We start from the raw sequence: 16957 nt of genomic DNA on the forward strand, positions 1-16957 counted from the left end.
AAATAGACATGGATGGGGCAATGATTGAGGAAGTAAAGGACCAGATTGTTGAGCTGATCGGCTGTAAACCGGAAGATATTTTGTTGGCAAGCGGCAGAACCGGCCTGGGGGTTGATAAAATCCTGGATGCAATCGTAGAACGCATTCCTGCTCCGGTAGGGGATCCGCAGGCGCCGCTTCAGGCCTTGATCTTTGACAGCGTTTTTAACAGCTTCCGGGGCATTATTGTGTATTACCGGATCATGAACGGAACCATCCGCAAAGGCGATAAAGTAAAATTCGTATCAACTGACCAGGAATATTTTGCCGATGAAATCGGGATCCTGAAGTTGAAAATGACTGAAAAAAAGGAAGTTTCAGCAGGTGATGTGGGGTATATTATTACGGGAATAAAAAACGCCAAAGAAGTAAAAGTAGGGGATACCATTACTCTAGCGCAGCATCCAACGCCCAATCAGATTAAAGGGTTTGAAGAAGTGAAACCGATGGTATTTGCCGGCATTTTCCCGGTAGAAACCGATCAGTTCGAGGAGCTGAGAGAATGCATGGATAAACTGCAATTAAACGACGCGTCCCTAACCTATGAGTTAGAGACATCACAGGCCCTGGGATTTGGATTCCGATGCGGTTTTCTTGGAATGCTGCACATGGAAATTATTCAGGAGCGGCTGGAGCGGGAATTCAACCAAACGGTTATAACCACCGTTCCCAACGTAAGTTTTATCGCTTATACCAGCAAAGGCGATAAGGTAATCGTAAACAATCCTACTGAAATGCCGGATCCAAGCCGCATTGACCGGATTGAAGAGCCCTATATCAAAGCGCAAATAATTACAAAGCCTGATTATATCGGCAATATTATGACCCTTTGCCTTGGTAAGCGGGGTATCCTGGTAAACCAGAGTTACCTTACCCAAACCAGGGTGGAATTGATATTTGAATTGCCCCTTACCGAAATTGTATTCGATTTTTACGACAAGCTGAAAAGCCAGACAAGAGGATATGCATCTTTTGACTACCATCCCATTGGTTACAGGGAAGCAGATATTGTAAAAATGGATATTTTATTGAACCAGGAACGTGTAGATGCATTAAGTGCATTGATCCATCGTAGCCGGGCCAATGATTTTGGAAGAAAGCTTTGTGAAAAATTAAAAGAACTCTTACCAAGGCAGCAGTTCCTGATTGCCATACAGGCAGCGATCGGGGCTAAGATTGTAGCACGTGAAAATATCAGTGCAATGCGAAAAGACGTAACCGCCAAGTGTTACGGGGGCGATATCAGCCGTAAACGCAAACTGCTGGAAAAACAAAAAGAAGGAAAAAAACGGATGCGCCAGATCGGTTCGGTAGAAGTACCCCAGGAAGCTTTCCTGGCTGTGCTTAAACTGGATGATTAGGGCCTTTTTGCCAGGGCAATGCCTTTTTTACATTCCGCCAAAAGCTACTTCTGAATAAGAAGTATTGGATGGGCACATGTAACAGCAGCGTTATAAGGGTACCCGCCATAAGCTGCATAAGATGATTGTTAATGAAACGATGGCTGACCTGATAGACCAGGTAAGCAATTGGAAATACAGCCAGTACGGCTATTATTTCAAGCAGCTGTGGTTTATGAAGCCGAAACAATCCCCTGGAAAAAGCAATAAAGGATGCCAGCACCACAGCTTCCGTTAAAACAATGGCCCAGGCGGCGCCAACCGATTGCCAGTACTGAATCAGCACAATATTTAACAACAGCGAAAGAACGCTTGCCACCAGGAAAATCCGAAGGATCAACCATTCTTTATTATTGACCATGAACACCTGCAGGTTGAAAAAATAATGGAAAGGAACGATCAACCACAACAAAGAAAAAATCTGCAAGAGCTCAACGGAAGGAAGGTATTTATTGCCGGAAATAAACAAGATTACCGGTTCCGCAAAAAAGAATAGAATGGCAGCTATTGGAAAACTCAAATGAATCGTCATTAATAAACTATCTGCCTGTAGTTGCTGGCTAATATCCGATCTGAATAGTTTCACAAAAAACACCACGGAAGCACCCGTAAACACGTTAAGACCAATTCGTACAATTTTAGCTGCTACCGCATAATAGCCCACTTCTTTCAGTGGACCGATCCTGGCCAGGAGGATCGTATCAAAGGAAAAATAAAACAAGCCTAAAAAACCAAGAATGGCAAATGGCCATAATGACTTGATAAGGGTTTTGAAAAGTTGAGGATCCCATTTCCATTGAGCAAATAAGGGCTTTATTTTCCAGATGGCAAAGCCGGCAATAAACGTATAATTGATAGCGGAGATGAGGATATAATAGATCAGGTCGGCAGGTTTTCGAACGAAAACAAAAGCGGCAATCAGTACAAATAGCCGGGCAATAAAAGTTCGGATAAATATCAGCTTAAATTTTTCCTGCGATTGAAAATACCAGTCGAGATGAATGATATAAATCAACATTGCCCAGGCATATAAGAAGGTAATGGGGGCAAGCCCTTCCTGCATCGGTCTGCTAAAAACGTATACCAGGTATACCAACATACCTGCTACAGCCATTACTATATTAATCAATAGCAGGTGTAATACGGTATTCGCCTGGTCTACGGCACCAATGGCCGATTTACTTAACTGCTTCAACCCAAAATACTGTACGCCAAAAGAGGAAAGGATGGCTACAATAGAAAGCAATGATTCGTAGTAGCCGATGATGCCATACCCCTCTGGCCCAAGGGTACGGGTCATGTAGGGGAAAAGAACCAGTGGAAAAATAATATTCAGCGCAGTATTACTGTACTGCAGCAACAACTGCCTGAACGGTATTTTATTATTGTTGTCCGCCACCCGGTTTTTTAGGTTTTGGTTTCTCTTTTTCCGCAGCTTTTTCTATATTTTTCCGGGAACGTTCTTCCAGCTTTTTTTCGTTAATACTTCCGTCTTTATCACGTATAGCATCGTCTGTAGGGGCATTTCCCAAAAATGGATCTACTTTCTTAAATTCATCCGGCACTTCTGTAAACACTTTGGGTACATGCACCCAAATGCCTTGTTTCCATTGAAACCCTTCAAAATCTCCATCGGGAATATAGGTTTCCGGACGATGTGGCTCCTCTGTTTCAGAAATCAGGTGATCTACAATAACCATATCCAGTTCACTGTTATAGTTAAACGTAGTACTTGCTTCTTTTTTATATTCAATTACAAACCTGTTTAAGACCTGTTGCTTGGAAGAGGTATCGTGTTTTAGATTGAAAAATGGTCCTCCGAACTGTGGCTCACCTGTCTTATCATTAAAAGTCAGTACTTCCATCCATTTGCGATTACTGCCTACTGTATAACCATCAAAGCCCAACAGTGTATAATAATTTTTACCCTGCCAGGTTTTTTGAATTATTTTATAATAAATAGCACCGATCCAGTTATTCCGACTGCGTACGGAATCCAGGGGTTTGGCGGTAAACATCGAGGCATCAAAAAGTGGATACAAGCGCAAGGACCCATCCGGTGTGCGCATTTGAATGGCCCCTTTCTGGTAATAAAAATATTCATCCTTTTTCAATTGCCAGGTAAAGATCCGGAAGCTACTATCGGGTGCATATATCCGTGAAATGCTTTGGAGCGAATCAAAAGGGTAGTAAAATGAATGGGGGATCCGTAGAGATCGCACCAGCATTCTTACAAAATTACTATCGCTTAAAAATCGCTTTCCGGGGCTAAGCGCATTAATCATGCTGTCCGCATAGATCTTCAGACTATCTTCCCGGCTTTGCAGTTCTTTGCGCTGCAAATTGGTAAGTTCTTGTGCATGTACCTGCCCAATACCCATCAGCAGGATCGCTAGTAAAATCAGTTTTTTCATATTTTTCAGACCCGGCTAAGTTACCATTTTCATTCCGGCTTCAACAAAATAGCAAAATTTAACAGGTCCTTGCAAGCCAAATCAATAGCAGGGTGGGGTAGGGGTAGTTCCGGATGCGTGGTTTGAACAAATACGGTTTTCATGCCGGCATTCCTTCCAAAGTACATATCACTCAGGTTATTTCCTACCATTATGGATTTGTTAAAATCGATTTCGGGAAAATCCTCTTTCGCCAGCAATGCCATACCAGGCTGGGGTTTGCGGTTGGGATGGTTATCATCCAAAGAGCTGCAGAAATAAATGGCATCCAGCGCAGCATTCCAATTTCCGAGTTCCTGTTGCATATGGCTATGAACATCTTCCAGGTCCTGTACCGTCATCAATCCCTTTTCTACCCCGCGCTGATTGGTTACTAAAATCAATCTTCCAAATAATTGGCGAAAGATTTTCATTGCTTCCGGCACTCCTTCGTAAAAGGAAAACTCTTCGGGTCGATAAATATAATCCTGGTACTTCTCGTGGTTAATAACCCCATCCCGATCCAAAAAAAGAGTCCAGCTTTTATCCGGTGTTAACCAATCCATCAGGCAAAATATTGAGCTTCTACTAACTGACAAATAATATGACCTATCATAATATGGCTTTCCTGAATCCGGGGTGTATCGTTTGACGGTACGTTTAGCAGGATATCGCTCAGGGGTGCTAATTTTCCGCCGCCGGCACCGGTAAAACCAATGGTGGATATAGCACGGGATCGTGCGGTTTCAAAGGCCTTTACAATATTCGGCGAGTTTCCTGATGTGGAAAACCCTACTAACACATCGCCGGGTTCCAGCATTCCTTCTACCAGGCGGGCATAAATTTCTTCATACCCAAAATCATTGGCTACTGCTGTTAAGTAAGAAGTGTTGCAATGCAGCGCTTCTGCGGGAAGGGCTTTCCGATTTAAGTAGAACCTGCCGCTTAGTTCTGCTGAAAGGTGCTGTGCATCGGCCGCACTTCCGCCATTTCCACAGAAATAAACCCGCTTACCATTCCTGAAAGCGGTTAGGATCAATGCAACGGCGTCTTCTGTTTTTGCCAGGAAACTGCCATCTTCCAGGATGCTTTTTTTTACCTGAATGGATGCTTCTATACAGGATTGGATACTGTCTTTCATACGATTCATTTATAAACCAGCATATAATTCACTGATCTGACTAACAAAATTAGACCAGCTAAGTTCTTTTTTCTTTTCACGAATTTGCGGGGTAAAATGGTCTTCTCCAAATTCAAAAAACGCTTTGATAGCTGCGGCAATGGATACGGGGTCTGGCTCTGCAATAAGACCGGTTTTACCCGGTTCCACATAATCCGGAAGGCCGCCTACATTGGTAACCACCATGGGTTTTTCAAAATGATAGGCCAGGGGTGTAACCCCGCTTTGGGTAGCATTCCGATAGGGCTGCACTATCAGGTCGGCAGCGCTGAAATAGTATTTTACTTTATCGGAGGGAATAAACTCATTGACCAGTACGGTGTTTTTTTCTATTTGAAGTTCTTTCAACAGCTTTTTGTACAGGTCGGGATCTTCGTAAAATTCACCTGCTACCAGCAACAGTATACGCTCTTCCTTCAATAAGGAAACTGCTCTGAAAAGCAGGTCAAGTCCCTTGTAATTGCGAATAAACCCGAAAAAAAGCAGGATCTTCTGATTGGGATCAATTCCCAGTTCCGCACAAGCCGTTTCCTTATCCAGGATAGCGCCAAAATTATCATACAGCGGATGGCGGAGAGTAAGAATCGGCTTATTGGTATGGAATAACTGTAAATCTTTTTCCACTTTGGCACTCATGGTAATAAAGGCATCGCAGGCGGGTAAAAAATAGCGGGTAAAAAGCCGGTCGCCGGGGCGTTTTTCATGAGGCAATACATTATCAGTTATGGCTATTACTTTGGTGTGGTGGTTTTTGCGCACCTGCCTTAACACGGTACCAAATGCAGGCCCCATGAAAGGCAGCCAGTATCTGACCAATATCAGGTCGGGTTTTTGGGTACGCAGGTAGCGGCCGGTTTTAAACCAATTCAATGGATTCATAGAATGCAGTTTCTGAACAATCTGCAAATCTGCCGGCGCAGGTTCCGAAGTAGTCTGCGACTTACCGGGGAACAGAAAAGAGGGGTATTGAACAGTAAAATTCAGTATTTCAACCCGATGACCAGCTTCCTGCAGGCTTCTTGCCATGCGTTCGTTAAAGGTAGTTATACCTCCTCCCCGAAAAGGATGTGCAGGCCCCAGTATGATTATGTGTAGCGGCATCAGAAAGGATTAACCCAGCCCAAGCTTTTCCTCAATCAGGTAATGGTTTCGGCCGGGCGAATTTCTCGCAATCAGCTCACCCAGGAAGCCTGCCAAAAACAATTGCGTTCCGATAACCATGGCGGTAAGTGCAATATAAAATGGAGGACGGTTACTCAAACTGACTTCCGGGTTTACAATTTTTGCAATTATCAGGTAAGAAATGGATAACAGGCCGATAAAAAAACAAAGGCTGCCCCAAAGACCGAAAAAATGCATGGGCCGTTTGCCGTATTTGCCCACAAAGGTGATGGAGGCCAGGTCGAGAAAACCATTCACAAAACGGTCTAACCCAAATTTGGTTACGCCGTATTTCCTGGCCCGATGCTCTACGACTTTTTCACCAATTCTGCGGAAGCCCGACCATTTTGCAATTACCGGAATATAGCGGTGCATTTCGCCATAAACCTCAATACTTTTCACTACTTTTTTTCTATAGGCTTTTAATCCGCAATTAAAATCATGCAGGTAGATGCCTGAAACCCGCCGGGTAGCGGCATTAAAGAATTTAGAGGGCAGGTTTTTGGTCAGCGCATTATCATAGCGTTTTTTCTTCCAGCCGCTTACCAGGTCAAAACCTTGTTCCAGAATCATGGCCCGAAGCCCGGGAATTTCATCGGGAGAGTCCTGCAAATCAGCATCCATGGTAATCACCACTTCTCCCTGTGCTGCTTTAAAGCCTTCGTTCAGGGCGGCAGATTTGCCATAATTGCGCTGAAATTTTATGCCTTTAATACGATCGGGATGGCTTTGACTTAGCTGGGAAATCACCTCCCAGGAACCATCTGTACTGCCATCATCAATTAGGATTATTTCATAGCTGTATCCATTTTGAAGCATAACGCGGGCAATCCAGTCCGTTAATTCGGGAAGGGATTCCTCTTCGTTCAATAAAGGAATTACTATTGAAATATCTAGTGGTTGCATTAGCGTTTTACCTGTTTTATGATGAACCCGATAAGAAAAGATTTTATAAAATCAAGGATCAGATTTTGTCCTATTCCAACCAGCCGCTGGATCCAGGTAATGGGTTGCTTGGCGTACTCTCCCATTTTAATAAGTTCCTCAATTTTTTCCTTTGGTGCATTTCCGGCTCTCAGCCTTTCTACATCTTCTTTATTAAGGGTATCAACCATACGAAGATAGGCGGAAGGATCAACTATGTCAAACAGCAAATAATTGGCAATTGCATAAAAAATTTCAAAAAGGATATAACTCAGGAAAGCAAATCGGATAACCAATTTCCAATCGATCGACCAGTTATTCCGATGCTGTACCCAATAAGCGGCACCCAGTACAGTCAGAAAAACAAGCGGTAACAGCGCATAGTACTTGTGAAATGCCACCATTTGATCGATACCGAGCTGCCAGCTGAAAAATAAAAGACCTGTAAAGAGCAGGCCTAAAATTACTCCGGTAGTTATGGCTGAAGCGTAAATTGTTTTCAAAGGTTCAAACTGAGTTTTGTTCCTAAAATAGTACCCACTACTTTTCCGCTGAGCGTATGCCCGATAAACGGACTGTTAGCGCATTTGGAACGGATATCTTTTTCAGTAAATGTATAGCTCGCCTGGGGTAAATACAGGGTAAGGTCGGCTGTAACGCCGGTTTCAATAACAGCTGCGGGCAGACCGAATATATTCCTGGCATTAATAGAAAAAAGGCGTACCAATTGCTCCTGGTTTAACTCCGGTACTGCTTGCTGTACCACGCCAAAAGCCGACTCCAGGCCAATCATGCCGAATTTGGCATATTCAAATTCAAGAATTTTGGCATCGTAATCATGTGGTTGGTGATGGGTGGCAATGGCATCAATCAATCCATCGGCCAGGGCCTTGCGCAGGGCAGCCCTGTCTGCCGCGGTTCTGAGCGGAGGATTTACTTTCAGGTTGGTGTCGTATTGAAGCAGGTCCTCTTCACAATAATAAAGGTGATACGGGGTAACCGAGCAGGTGATATCTATTCCACCTTCTTTGGCTCTCCGGATATACTCCAATGATTTAGCAGAGCTTACTGCAGTAAAATGCAAGCGGCTTCCGGTATAGCGGGCTAATTTTATATCACGGGCCACCATTAGTTCTTCAGCCATCATCGGTTTACCGGGCAAGCCAAGACGGGTTGATACGATGCCCTCATTCATGAGCCCTTGGGGAGCCAGGCTGGTATCGTCCGGAACCTGTATAACCAGTCCGCCAAAAGCTTTGACATACTGCAGCGCTTTTACGAGCAAACCGGCCGATTGTACCGGTTTCAGCCCATCTGTAAAGGCGATAGCTCCGCTGGCCTTCATATCATACATTTCAGCCAGCTCTTTACCTTCTGTGTTTTTAGTGAGGGCACCCAGGGGGTGAATACGCACGGATAACCTGTCTGCTTTTGCCATCACATACTCTACCTGCGTTTTGGCGTCGATAGCAGGTTTAGTATTAGGAATAACAAATACCTGCGTAAACCCGCCAGCTGCAGCGGCAGCGGCACCGGATTCCAGGGTTTCCTTATGTTCAGCACCGGGGTCATTAAAATGCGCAAAAGGATCCACCCAGCCCGGACTTACCTGTAAGCCATCTATCCGGATCAATTCTGCGTCATCGGCAGCAAGTTGCTGTCCTATAGCGGCAATTTTTCCATCCTGGATTAAAATATCTTGTCGGGAACCATTGAAGGAGGAGCGTGGATCGTTGATAACAACCTGTTGTAATAAGTGTTTCATCAGCGTAGAATGCTGCGAAATTAGCATTGTTATTTCATTTTTGTGAAATCAAATTTTAGTGTACTTTTGCCACCCCACAATTTAAAAAGCCTTGAGCTTTAATGAATTGCAGGTTTCGGGACGTAGCGCAGCCCGGTAGCGCGTTTGCATGGGGTGCAAGAGGTCGCTGGTTCGAATCCAGTCGTCCCGACGAAACGTTTAGGCAGCAGCAATGCTGCCTTTTTTTATTGCCTTACACAGGCGTTCGGACACAGGTCTCCATCTTTTGCGCAAATTAAAAATGCCGCAATTTGTACCAGAACAGAAAAGCCTTTCGTTAACACTAAAATTTTCCAGCATTCTTATCAATAATTCAGTTCCGAATGAAGCAATTACTAAGGTATGTAGGTATTTTATTTGTATTGATTTACCCTGTTGCCCTATCGGCCCAGCACCATTACCCCACATTTATGCCAGCCGGCGACAGTGTTGTTTTTTTCAGGGGAGCTAATGCATGGTACCTGCCTTCCAAAAAAAGGTATATACCCAATCTGGCAGCGGTACAGGTAGCGCCGGAAAAAACCTTCACCAACGGTGGTTTTCAACAGGTTTCTACTTCGAAAGGAGAATATTTTTATGTACTTGGAAGAACAAGAACCAAAGTACTGGGCCGGGGCGGTAAAAGAAACAATGAAATCTGGTTGCTGGAATATGACCCCTCCACACAAGGCAGGTATAAAAAAATCCGGGAACTGGAAAATATTTATAAGCTGGTCAGCGAAGAAATGAAAGCCAATCGCAAACTGATCATAACCGGTTGTGCCACCAATAATAGATTTTATATGGCTTCAAAGGAAAGCCTGTATTCTTTTGCGGATGATGGAAGCGACAGCCAACAGCCCCGGGAAGAGCTGCCAGCAATAGGCGGACTTTCTATACTGGAAGTAAAGATACTTTCCGATGGACGGTATGCCTTACTGGGGCTTAGTCCATCCAGCCAGCCCGTTCAGCTTTTTAGCCAGGGAACGCAGGCTATGACCACCCGTTTTTTTGATCTGCAGACAAAAAAAGCGGTCCTTGATGTAAAGCCGGAATATACAACCGGTCTGATCCTTTCTGCAGATAACCGGTACCTGATCTACAGGGGATTTGACGCTTTCCACCACTACGACCTTAAAGCCGGAAAACAGGTGGCTACCTATCCAAGAAGCTTTCTAAAGACAGTACCTGACACCGATTACTGGTACTATTTAAACGACCGCTACCTATACATCATTTCCAGCCTGGTCAATAACGAAGCCTGTTACCTCGAAGTAATTGACCTGAAACAAAATGGTACCACTACAAAATATGGCCAACTGTTATGAGAACGATACTATTAATCCTCCTGTTCGCTTATTCGGTAACCATGCAGGCGCAGGAATGCATTCAGGGCAATTGCGCTAACGGTTATGGGGTGCTAAGGATCGATACCAATGCCGTGGTGGGGGCTGTATACCTGGTCGGAAACTTTAAAAACGGGAAACTGGAAGGCGAAGCGATGGAAGTGGTTTATGATAAACCCACCTATTACCGGAGCGATAAACAATATACCGAAGTTGATTTTTTACTACTTACCAATTCGGGACAACCAAAACTGGAGAATGTTTTGGAACTGAAACCACAGCTGATAAAGTATGGGCAATACGCCAACGGAGAGCTAAACGGTAAAGGGGTATTGGTTGCGGTGGAATTAAATATGGTACCTGAGTTTGAATGGATCGTACTGTTTGGAAAAACAATGCTGAAACAGTTTTTCTGGAATTCCTTAAGGTATGAAGGAGAATTTAAAAAGTCCAAACCATCCGGAAAGGGGCAGTTGAATGTAGAGCTGATGGAAGCATCGCTTTTAACAACAGGGGAGGATCTTACTTCTCCCAATAATGACGACGTGGTTTTTGAATTTCAGAAAAAAGGAATGGAAGGTAAAGGACTGTTCCGGGGCTCATTCCGAAATGGCATGGCACATGGTTTTGCTATAACGAATATGCACCAGGAAAAAATACTTCCGGACGGAAAACTGGCTCGCCAGGCCTGGCATTCCGGCCGTTATTTTGAACCCCAGAAAGCGGGAATTTACCCGGGCGATGTTGCAGGTACCGTAGCGTTCAAACCCGATGCCCAACACGCCTATATCGTACCTCTCGACAATGAAGGCAGACCTACGAATTTCGGACGTCTAAGAAAAATGGATGCTTCCGGGCAAATGGAATATGAGTATACCGGCTACTTTAATGCTGGTAAACCAATGGGTGCGGGATTTCAGCAATTCAAAAACGGCAATTACCGGGTAGGTACGTTCGATGGTGACTCTATGCTGGTGGGAACAACCGTGATAATAGGTGTAGATGGTGTAAGATTTTATACTTCCTACACCGGCACCATTGTATTGCCGAATGGAACTATAAAGGAAGGATATGGCACTTATATCTGGCACAAATCTCTCCAAAACTTTGCATTGGGTGTTCGTGCGGAAACCTATTACAGCGGCTACTGGATGAATGGTGTTTACCACGGCGATGGATTTCTTCAAACAAAAACTACGGAGTCAAAAGGTGTATGGGCGTATGGAAACCTGGCGAAAGGTAACTCCACCATCGAATACAATAAACTGGAAACCGGCCATATTGTGGTTATAAACGGAATGGCCAGTCCGATTAAATTAGATGAGAAAACACATCGGTGGGTAACGGCCGATAATCGTTCCATTCCTGATGGTACGGTAACCTTAAGCCGCCTTACTATGGCACAGTTTTATGGCGCCTGCCCGGTTTGCAGCGGATCTGGTAAAGAAAGCGAGCAGCATTATGTGGCCAGGAAAAGCACCCTGGATGTTAAAAATGTTACTACTTATACCGATGCAAGTTATGTGGGTGGGTACTGGCAAAACACGTCGAAAGTTATTACAGAAACAGTAACCGGCGGATATTACCAAACCCTCTACAAATCCTGTAGCAGGTGTTATGGAAATAAGCGGCAAATGACCACATTGTCATTACCTGAACCCAAATAAAACCAGCTCGGTCTGCTAAAAATGCAGGGGGCATTTTCCTGCTGACATACTGTTGTCAATACGGCCTGTTTACTTTGTGGTATCATCATTAAATCATTATTTCATGAATGCTACATTAAATCAATCAGTAATGGCCGAATTGCTTAGTCCACAGGAATTATTTACACACTGGCAGGGGCATCGGGCCCTAACCCGCCGTACCATCCTGGCTTTTCCGGAAAAAGAATTATTTACGTTTTCCATAGGAGGCATGCGTCCTTTCTCTCAATTGGTGATGGAAATGGCAACCCTTGCTGGGCCTGGCGTTAAAGGGATCGCTTCCGGGGAATGGGTACCTATAGATCATACCGGCGGCGCTCAACGCCCTACCACCAAAGAAGAACTGCTCGATTATTGGGACGCTATTACCGAAGAAATGAATACGTACTGGCCTGCTATAGAACCAGCCCGTTTCCTGAAAGTGGAAAAAGCTTTTGGCGCCTATGAAGGCACCAATTTCAGCACTATTCAATACCTGATAGATAATGAAATTCACCACCGCGGGCAGGGCTATGTTTACTTGCGGGCATTGGGTATAGAACCTCCGGCATTTGGGGACAGGTAATCAAACAAGAACCGCGCCCACCGTTGGTATTCCAGGCCGGAAGGGTGTAAACCGTCCTGGGCAACCAGTGCCGGGTCGGAAACTGCCTCCCTGGTGCCTTCGGTAATGTCGATATAATAAACAGCTTGCTTTTCGGCAAGCTGTTTATTAATTTGATTAAACGCATTTATTTCAGTACTGATCTGTTGCCGGTTACGATCTGCTGCAAAAGGAGTATGCCCCCAGTCCGGGATAGACAATACCACCACCCGTTCCTTTTTGCCCCCTGCTAATTGAATGGCTTTCCGGAGCAACTGCTCAAATTCGGTTGCATAGGTATCGATCGGCCAGCCCCGGTATTGATTATTTACACCAATCAATAAACTTACCCAATCATAGGAAGGTAGGAACCGGAAAGATTCCATACCGGCCAGCAATTCGTCCGTTGTCCAGCCCGTTTTTGCAAGGATCTCCGGTGCATTTATTTCCCAGCCCTTTAAGCGAAGGCTTTGTACCAATTGATAAGGGAAGCTTTCCGTGAGGGTTACCTGCTCACCAACCGTATAAGAATCACCCAGTGCCAGATAACGGATCATAGCCAGTTTTGGCATAAATATCGGTAATTCTTTATTGTGCCAGATAGCCGCCATCCACCGGATAATATGCGCCTGTCACAAACGAAGCCTTATCGGAACTTAGCCAGAGTGCCAGTTCGGCAACTTCATCCGCATCTCCCAATCTTCCGATAGGATGTAGGCCTTTAATCTGCTCAAGGGTTGCCTCATCAAGGTTATTGGTCAATAGTGGGGTACGTATATAACCCGGTCCAATGCAATTGATCCGAACTCCCTGGTTGGCGTATTCAAGGGCGGCCGCTTTTGTTAAACCAAGTACCCCGTGTTTTGCGGCAACATATGCCGGGGAAAAACGGGTGCCCACAGCACCCAGGATAGAGGCCATATTAATAATGGCACCACCCCCGCTCTTTAAAAGCGCCTGAATCTGAAAATGCATGCCATAAAAAACGCCATTCAGGTTTACACCAATAACTTTATTCCAGCCATCAATAGGGTAGTCGGCGGTAGCAGCCAGCGGACCTCCGATGCCCGCATTGTTACAGGCAATGTGTAATCCGCCGTATTCCTGAATTGCTTTATCCACCAGTTGCCGGTTATCTTCTGCAGAGGACGTATCTGCTTTGAAAAAACTAGCTACTCCGCCGGCAGCTGCAATGAGGCTTAGGGTCTCCTGTCCGCCTGCTTCATTTATATCCGATACAACCAGTTTTGCACCTTCTTTCGCATACGCAAGTGCTATTGCCCTGCCAATACCGGAGCCTGCCCCGGTAACAATGGCCACTTTGTTTGCTAATATTGCCATACCTCAATTTTTTATAAATCTAACCACCTATAGCAACAAAAAAGGTGACCAGAATCAGTCACCCTTTTATTCAAATCAGCTAAATGGTTAATTGTTGATCCAGGCATCCCGCTCATCGGGACTAAATTTCCAGGGAGCAAAATTATTTTCCACGTTGGAGAACATGGCATTCCATTCCTGCGGTGCATTACTTGCTTCCATTACCAGGGAGCGGCGCAGTTCAAGAATTATTTCAAGCGGGTTAATACTTACCGGGCATGCTTCCACACAGGCATTACAGGTTGTACAGGCACGTAGTTCTTCTGTACTTATATAATCGTGCACCAGGCTTTTGCCGTCGGCAACAAATTGCCCGTTTTTATCGATATTTTTTCCTACTTCCTCCAGCCTGTCTCGGGTATCCATCATTATTTTACGGGGCGATAAAAGTTTGCCCGTACTATTTGCGGGGCAAGCTGCAGAACAACGTCCGCATTCCGTACAGCTATACGCATCCAGCAAATTCCGCCAACTAAGTTCCATTACGTCCTTGGCCCCGAAGGAAGGCGCTTCCGCAGCGTCCGTAGGAGCCAATTCGGGTTGCATCGCATATATAACTTCATTTTGGATAGAAGGCATATTTTTCATCTTGCCCTGTACTTCCAGCCGGGCATAATAGGCATTCGGAAATGCCAGCAAAATGTGCAGGTGTTTGGAAAAGGGCAGGTAATTCAGGAAAGCCAGAATGCCTGCAATATGCAACCACCAGCAGGTTCTTTCCAACAAAACAAGTACTTGATCGGAGTATCCATTAAGGAATGGGTGCAGGAGAGAGGAAATTACAAATGACCCGGTTGGGTGTGCAGCATAAGCCGCCACTCCGCGTTCCTGCAACAGCGTATCTGCAGCATTCATCGTCAAAAACAGCAACATCAGCAGTATTTCAGTAAGGAGGATATAGTTGGCATCCGAGCGAGGCCATCCATCCAGGTCTTTTGAAATAAACCGGCCCAGTTTTAGCAGGTTTCTGCGAGCCAGGAAAACGATACAAACCAGCAGTACCCCAAGTGCCAGCCACTCGAAGCTATTAATAAGAAACCGGTAAAAGCCCAGTCCCAGGAAACCTGTAAACAACCGATGGGTGCCAAGCAGTCCATCCAACACAATTTCAAGCACTTCCAGGTTAATAATCACAAAGCCTGCATAAATTACAAAATGCAGCAGGGCAACCAACGGGTTTTTGAACATTTTCTTTTGCCCGAATGCCAGTAGCAAAAGGTTCTTCCACCTAAGTTCCGGATGATCGGAATAATCGGCGTCTTTTCCCAGCAGGATATTACGACGGATAAATTTCACCTGGCGGGAAAAAAACCAGACAGCGGCAAGCAATAACAATACAAAGGCGATTTGTTGCAGGTAATGCATAAGAACAGTATTGTTCAACTAAATTAAGTGATTTCTCCCCGGCTCAATGATTTGTTGTAATTTTTCGCCCTGAATTTCAAGTATGTCTACAGATCGAAAATATATACTGGATGCGCAGGCGGCCGCCAAAAAGCTGGAGCGCATGGCCTATGAAATGGCAGAAGAGTTAATAGGAACCAAGGAGCCCATTATCCTGGCAGGCATAAAAGACAATGGAGTGGTAATGGCAAAGCTGCTGGCAAAGCTGATTCAGGAAATAGCCGGGCTCGAATCGGAAATCCTGGAAATTGGTTTGGATAAACGGCACCCCACTACCATTTCCTTAAGCAGGGAACTAAATTTTTCCAACCGTACCATCGTTTTGGTAGATGATGTAACAAACAGTGGCAAAACCATTTTGTATGCCCTGCAACCCTTTTTAGCCCACCATCCGGAAAAGATACAGATTCTGACCCTGGTGGAACGCACGCATAAAGCCTACCCGGTTAAGGCAGATTATGTTGGAATAAGTTTGGCCACCACTTTGCAGGATCATATTTATGTAACCGTGGACGCCGACCAGATTACCGGCGCTTACCTAGAATAATTACTGGTGGATCCAATGCCATCGAACACCCCCAGCATTGTTCAATTCCAATGCAGGAGCAGGTATTTTTATGGCATTCAGTGCGGTGAACACCGTTTTAACCCATTTTTTTCGGGTAGGTATCCTGGTTAGATCAAGGTCGGCTGATAAATAATAACGCCGGATACGCTGAATGTCTTTCCTGTTAACCTCAGTACCATCTTCGGAGATCCACCTGTTTTCCATACCACCCAGCATCAGGTCGCTGGAATATCCCAGCGATATATTCAGCCATTTGGGAAAACCTGCTTTTGGAAAAAATCGATCTATATTGGCACTCAGCCAGTAGGTTTGTCCATTGTAGTCTTTCAGGATTTGTTCCGACCAGCTTTTGCCAAATAATTCTTGTTGACGGGCTTTTAGATCTGACGGGTAGGAATAGGGGAAATAACCCATTTTTATCTGGATCCGTTGTTCTTTCCAGCCTAGTTCCTGTGATACATAGGCCGCAGCTCCAATGGTATTCGCCGCTATATCCCACCAGCTAAAGCCCCATTTGGCGGAATAGGCATCCTGCAATTCAATAATTCCCTGATAAGCCATAGCGCTGGCGCCTCCCAGCCATACGGCGGTAGAGTGGCGGAGGCCCGACCATTTCCACAGCTCACCGGAAATCCGGCCAAGTTGATAGGTGGTCCAGGTATGACCGGCCTTATCCAGTTGATTCCATTCTTTGGAATCATCAAACAGGTGAAACCCCTGCCGTTCATACCCATCGTACCAGGCTTTATTCAGCGCAATATAAGTGCCTGTCCAAACCGCTGCATGCCCACCCGCCACCCACCATTTGCGTGAAGCGGGAGCCACCGCATACCTGCCCGCAATTCCCTGCAACGGGCGGCTGGCATTGCTATCGATACTTGGCTGCAAAGAATTACCCCCCAGACTATCTGGCCTGGTTGGAATGGCTGCTTGGGCAAACAGTACCTGAAGAGGATATAATAACCACAGGATACAATTCAATAAACGATAATAAAATACAGGCTTATCCAATAATTCAGATTATTTCAGTCATAAAAATACGTTTTAACCA

At 45.1% G+C, this 16957-nt stretch carries 17 protein-coding genes and 1 tRNA gene; 6 read left to right on the forward strand and 12 right to left on the reverse strand.

Features of this window, described 5'->3' with window-relative positions:
• On the forward strand, positions 1-1400 hold a 1400-nt coding region (gene lepA / locus A1D16_RS04210), incomplete at its 5' end, for a translation elongation factor 4 (RefSeq protein WP_290707984.1).
• Here the strand turns inward: lepA and A1D16_RS04215 are convergent.
• Genes A1D16_RS04215 through A1D16_RS04250 form a run of 8 tightly spaced genes read right to left on the reverse strand, consistent with a single transcriptional unit; the run spans position 1384 to position 8901 of the window.
• Positions 1384-2838: a flippase gene (locus A1D16_RS04215; RefSeq protein ID WP_290707986.1), complete on the reverse strand. Its 1455-nt coding sequence runs from the start codon at positions 2836-2838 to the stop codon at positions 1384-1386. The genes lepA and A1D16_RS04215 overlap by 17 nt on opposite strands.
• The gene (locus tag A1D16_RS04220; RefSeq protein ID WP_290707987.1) at positions 2822-3853 is read right to left on the reverse strand and encodes a hypothetical protein; all 1032 of its coding nucleotides are present in this window, start codon (positions 3851-3853) and stop codon (positions 2822-2824) included. Before A1D16_RS04220 ends, A1D16_RS04215 begins: the two co-directional genes overlap by 17 nt.
• 29 nt (positions 3854-3882) lie before the next feature.
• On the reverse strand, positions 3883-4437 hold the full coding sequence (locus A1D16_RS04225) for an HAD family hydrolase (RefSeq protein ID WP_290707988.1): 555 nt from the start codon (positions 4435-4437) through the stop codon (positions 3883-3885).
• Complete coding sequence (locus A1D16_RS04230; protein WP_290707989.1) at positions 4437-5012, reverse strand: D-sedoheptulose 7-phosphate isomerase; 576 nt, start codon at positions 5010-5012, stop codon at positions 4437-4439. Before A1D16_RS04230 ends, A1D16_RS04225 begins: the two co-directional genes overlap by 1 nt.
• 9 nt (positions 5013-5021) lie before the next feature.
• Positions 5022-6152, reverse strand: coding sequence for a glycosyltransferase (locus A1D16_RS04235; protein WP_290707990.1), 1131 nt, complete (start codon positions 6150-6152; stop codon positions 5022-5024).
• 9 nt (positions 6153-6161) lie between these two features.
• Positions 6162-7118 (reverse strand): glycosyltransferase family 2 protein, encoded by a 957-nt coding sequence (locus A1D16_RS04240; protein WP_290707991.1) that lies wholly within the window; start codon positions 7116-7118, stop codon positions 6162-6164.
• Positions 7118-7639, reverse strand: a complete 522-nt coding sequence (locus A1D16_RS04245) for a DUF4199 family protein (RefSeq protein WP_290707992.1) — start codon at positions 7637-7639, stop codon at positions 7118-7120. The genes A1D16_RS04240 and A1D16_RS04245 overlap by 1 nt, the downstream gene beginning before the upstream one ends.
• Entirely contained in the window at positions 7636-8901 is a 1266-nt protein-coding gene (locus tag A1D16_RS04250) for a dihydroorotase (RefSeq protein ID WP_290707993.1), read from the reverse strand. The genes A1D16_RS04245 and A1D16_RS04250 overlap by 4 nt, the downstream gene beginning before the upstream one ends.
• 116 nt (positions 8902-9017) lie before the next feature.
• Here A1D16_RS04250 and A1D16_RS04255 point away from each other — a divergent pair.
• From A1D16_RS04255 to A1D16_RS04270, 4 genes are all read left to right on the forward strand, one after another.
• Positions 9018-9091 (forward strand) — tRNA-Pro (locus tag A1D16_RS04255).
• Between the two features lie 172 nt (positions 9092-9263).
• Complete coding sequence (locus A1D16_RS04260; protein ID WP_290707994.1) at positions 9264-10247, forward strand: hypothetical protein; 984 nt, start codon at positions 9264-9266, stop codon at positions 10245-10247.
• Positions 10244-11932, forward strand: a complete 1689-nt coding sequence (locus A1D16_RS04265; protein ID WP_290707995.1) for a hypothetical protein — start codon at positions 10244-10246, stop codon at positions 11930-11932. Before A1D16_RS04260 ends, A1D16_RS04265 begins: the two co-directional genes overlap by 4 nt.
• A 103-nt stretch (positions 11933-12035) precedes the next feature.
• Positions 12036-12536: a DinB family protein gene (locus A1D16_RS04270; RefSeq protein WP_290707997.1), complete on the forward strand. Its 501-nt coding sequence runs from the start codon at positions 12036-12038 to the stop codon at positions 12534-12536.
• Here the strand turns inward: A1D16_RS04270 and A1D16_RS04275 are convergent.
• The 3 genes from A1D16_RS04275 to A1D16_RS04285 form a co-directional block, all read right to left on the reverse strand.
• Complete coding sequence (locus A1D16_RS04275; protein WP_290707998.1) at positions 12488-13126, reverse strand: SGNH/GDSL hydrolase family protein; 639 nt, start codon at positions 13124-13126, stop codon at positions 12488-12490. The genes A1D16_RS04270 and A1D16_RS04275 overlap by 49 nt on opposite strands.
• 16 nt (positions 13127-13142) lie before the next feature.
• Positions 13143-13895 carry a glucose 1-dehydrogenase gene (locus tag A1D16_RS04280; RefSeq protein ID WP_290707999.1) on the reverse strand — a complete coding sequence of 251 codons (753 nt, stop codon included), beginning with the start codon at positions 13893-13895 and terminating at the stop codon, positions 13143-13145.
• An 87-nt stretch (positions 13896-13982) separates the two neighbouring features.
• Complete coding sequence (locus A1D16_RS04285; RefSeq protein WP_290708000.1) at positions 13983-15299, reverse strand: (Fe-S)-binding protein; 1317 nt, start codon at positions 15297-15299, stop codon at positions 13983-13985.
• Between the two features lie 82 nt (positions 15300-15381).
• On the opposite strand from A1D16_RS04285, the gene A1D16_RS04290 reads away from it, so the two are divergent.
• Entirely contained in the window at positions 15382-15885 is a 504-nt protein-coding gene (locus A1D16_RS04290; RefSeq protein ID WP_290708001.1) for a phosphoribosyltransferase family protein, read from the forward strand.
• Here A1D16_RS04290 and A1D16_RS04295 read toward each other — a convergent pair whose 3' ends face one another.
• Positions 15886-16917, reverse strand: a complete 1032-nt coding sequence (locus tag A1D16_RS04295; protein ID WP_290708002.1) for a DUF2279 domain-containing protein — start codon at positions 16915-16917, stop codon at positions 15886-15888.
• Positions 16918-16957: the final 40 nt, after the last annotated feature.

Origin of the sequence: Flavihumibacter sp. CACIAM 22H1 (assembly GCF_001601815.1) — a bacterium.
Taxonomy (GTDB): domain Bacteria; phylum Bacteroidota; class Bacteroidia; order Chitinophagales; family Chitinophagaceae; genus Flavihumibacter.

Coding starts and splice junctions, on each gene's coding strand:
- A1D16_RS04250 (WP_290707993.1), bottom strand. CDS start 8,901: ATGAAACACTTATTACAACAGGTTGTTATCAACGATCCACGCTCCTCC.
- A1D16_RS04270 (WP_290707997.1), top strand. CDS start 12,036: ATGAATGCTACATTAAATCAATCAGTAATGGCCGAATTGCTTAGTCCA.
- A1D16_RS04260 (WP_290707994.1), top strand. CDS start 9,264: ATGAAGCAATTACTAAGGTATGTAGGTATTTTATTTGTATTGATTTAC.
- A1D16_RS04230 (WP_290707989.1), bottom strand. CDS start 5,012: ATGAAAGACAGTATCCAATCCTGTATAGAAGCATCCATTCAGGTAAAA.
- A1D16_RS04240 (WP_290707991.1), bottom strand. CDS start 7,118: ATGCAACCACTAGATATTTCAATAGTAATTCCTTTATTGAACGAAGAG.
- A1D16_RS04285 (WP_290708000.1), bottom strand. CDS start 15,299: ATGCATTACCTGCAACAAATCGCCTTTGTATTGTTATTGCTTGCCGCT.
- A1D16_RS04280 (WP_290707999.1), bottom strand. CDS start 13,895: ATGGCAATATTAGCAAACAAAGTGGCCATTGTTACCGGGGCAGGCTCC.
- A1D16_RS04290 (WP_290708001.1), top strand. CDS start 15,382: ATGTCTACAGATCGAAAATATATACTGGATGCGCAGGCGGCCGCCAAA.
- A1D16_RS04235 (WP_290707990.1), bottom strand. CDS start 6,152: ATGCCGCTACACATAATCATACTGGGGCCTGCACATCCTTTTCGGGGA.
- A1D16_RS04225 (WP_290707988.1), bottom strand. CDS start 4,437: ATGGATTGGTTAACACCGGATAAAAGCTGGACTCTTTTTTTGGATCGG.
- A1D16_RS04220 (WP_290707987.1), bottom strand. CDS start 3,853: ATGAAAAAACTGATTTTACTAGCGATCCTGCTGATGGGTATTGGGCAG.
- A1D16_RS04275 (WP_290707998.1), bottom strand. CDS start 13,126: ATGCCAAAACTGGCTATGATCCGTTATCTGGCACTGGGTGATTCTTAT.
- A1D16_RS04265 (WP_290707995.1), top strand. CDS start 10,244: ATGAGAACGATACTATTAATCCTCCTGTTCGCTTATTCGGTAACCATG.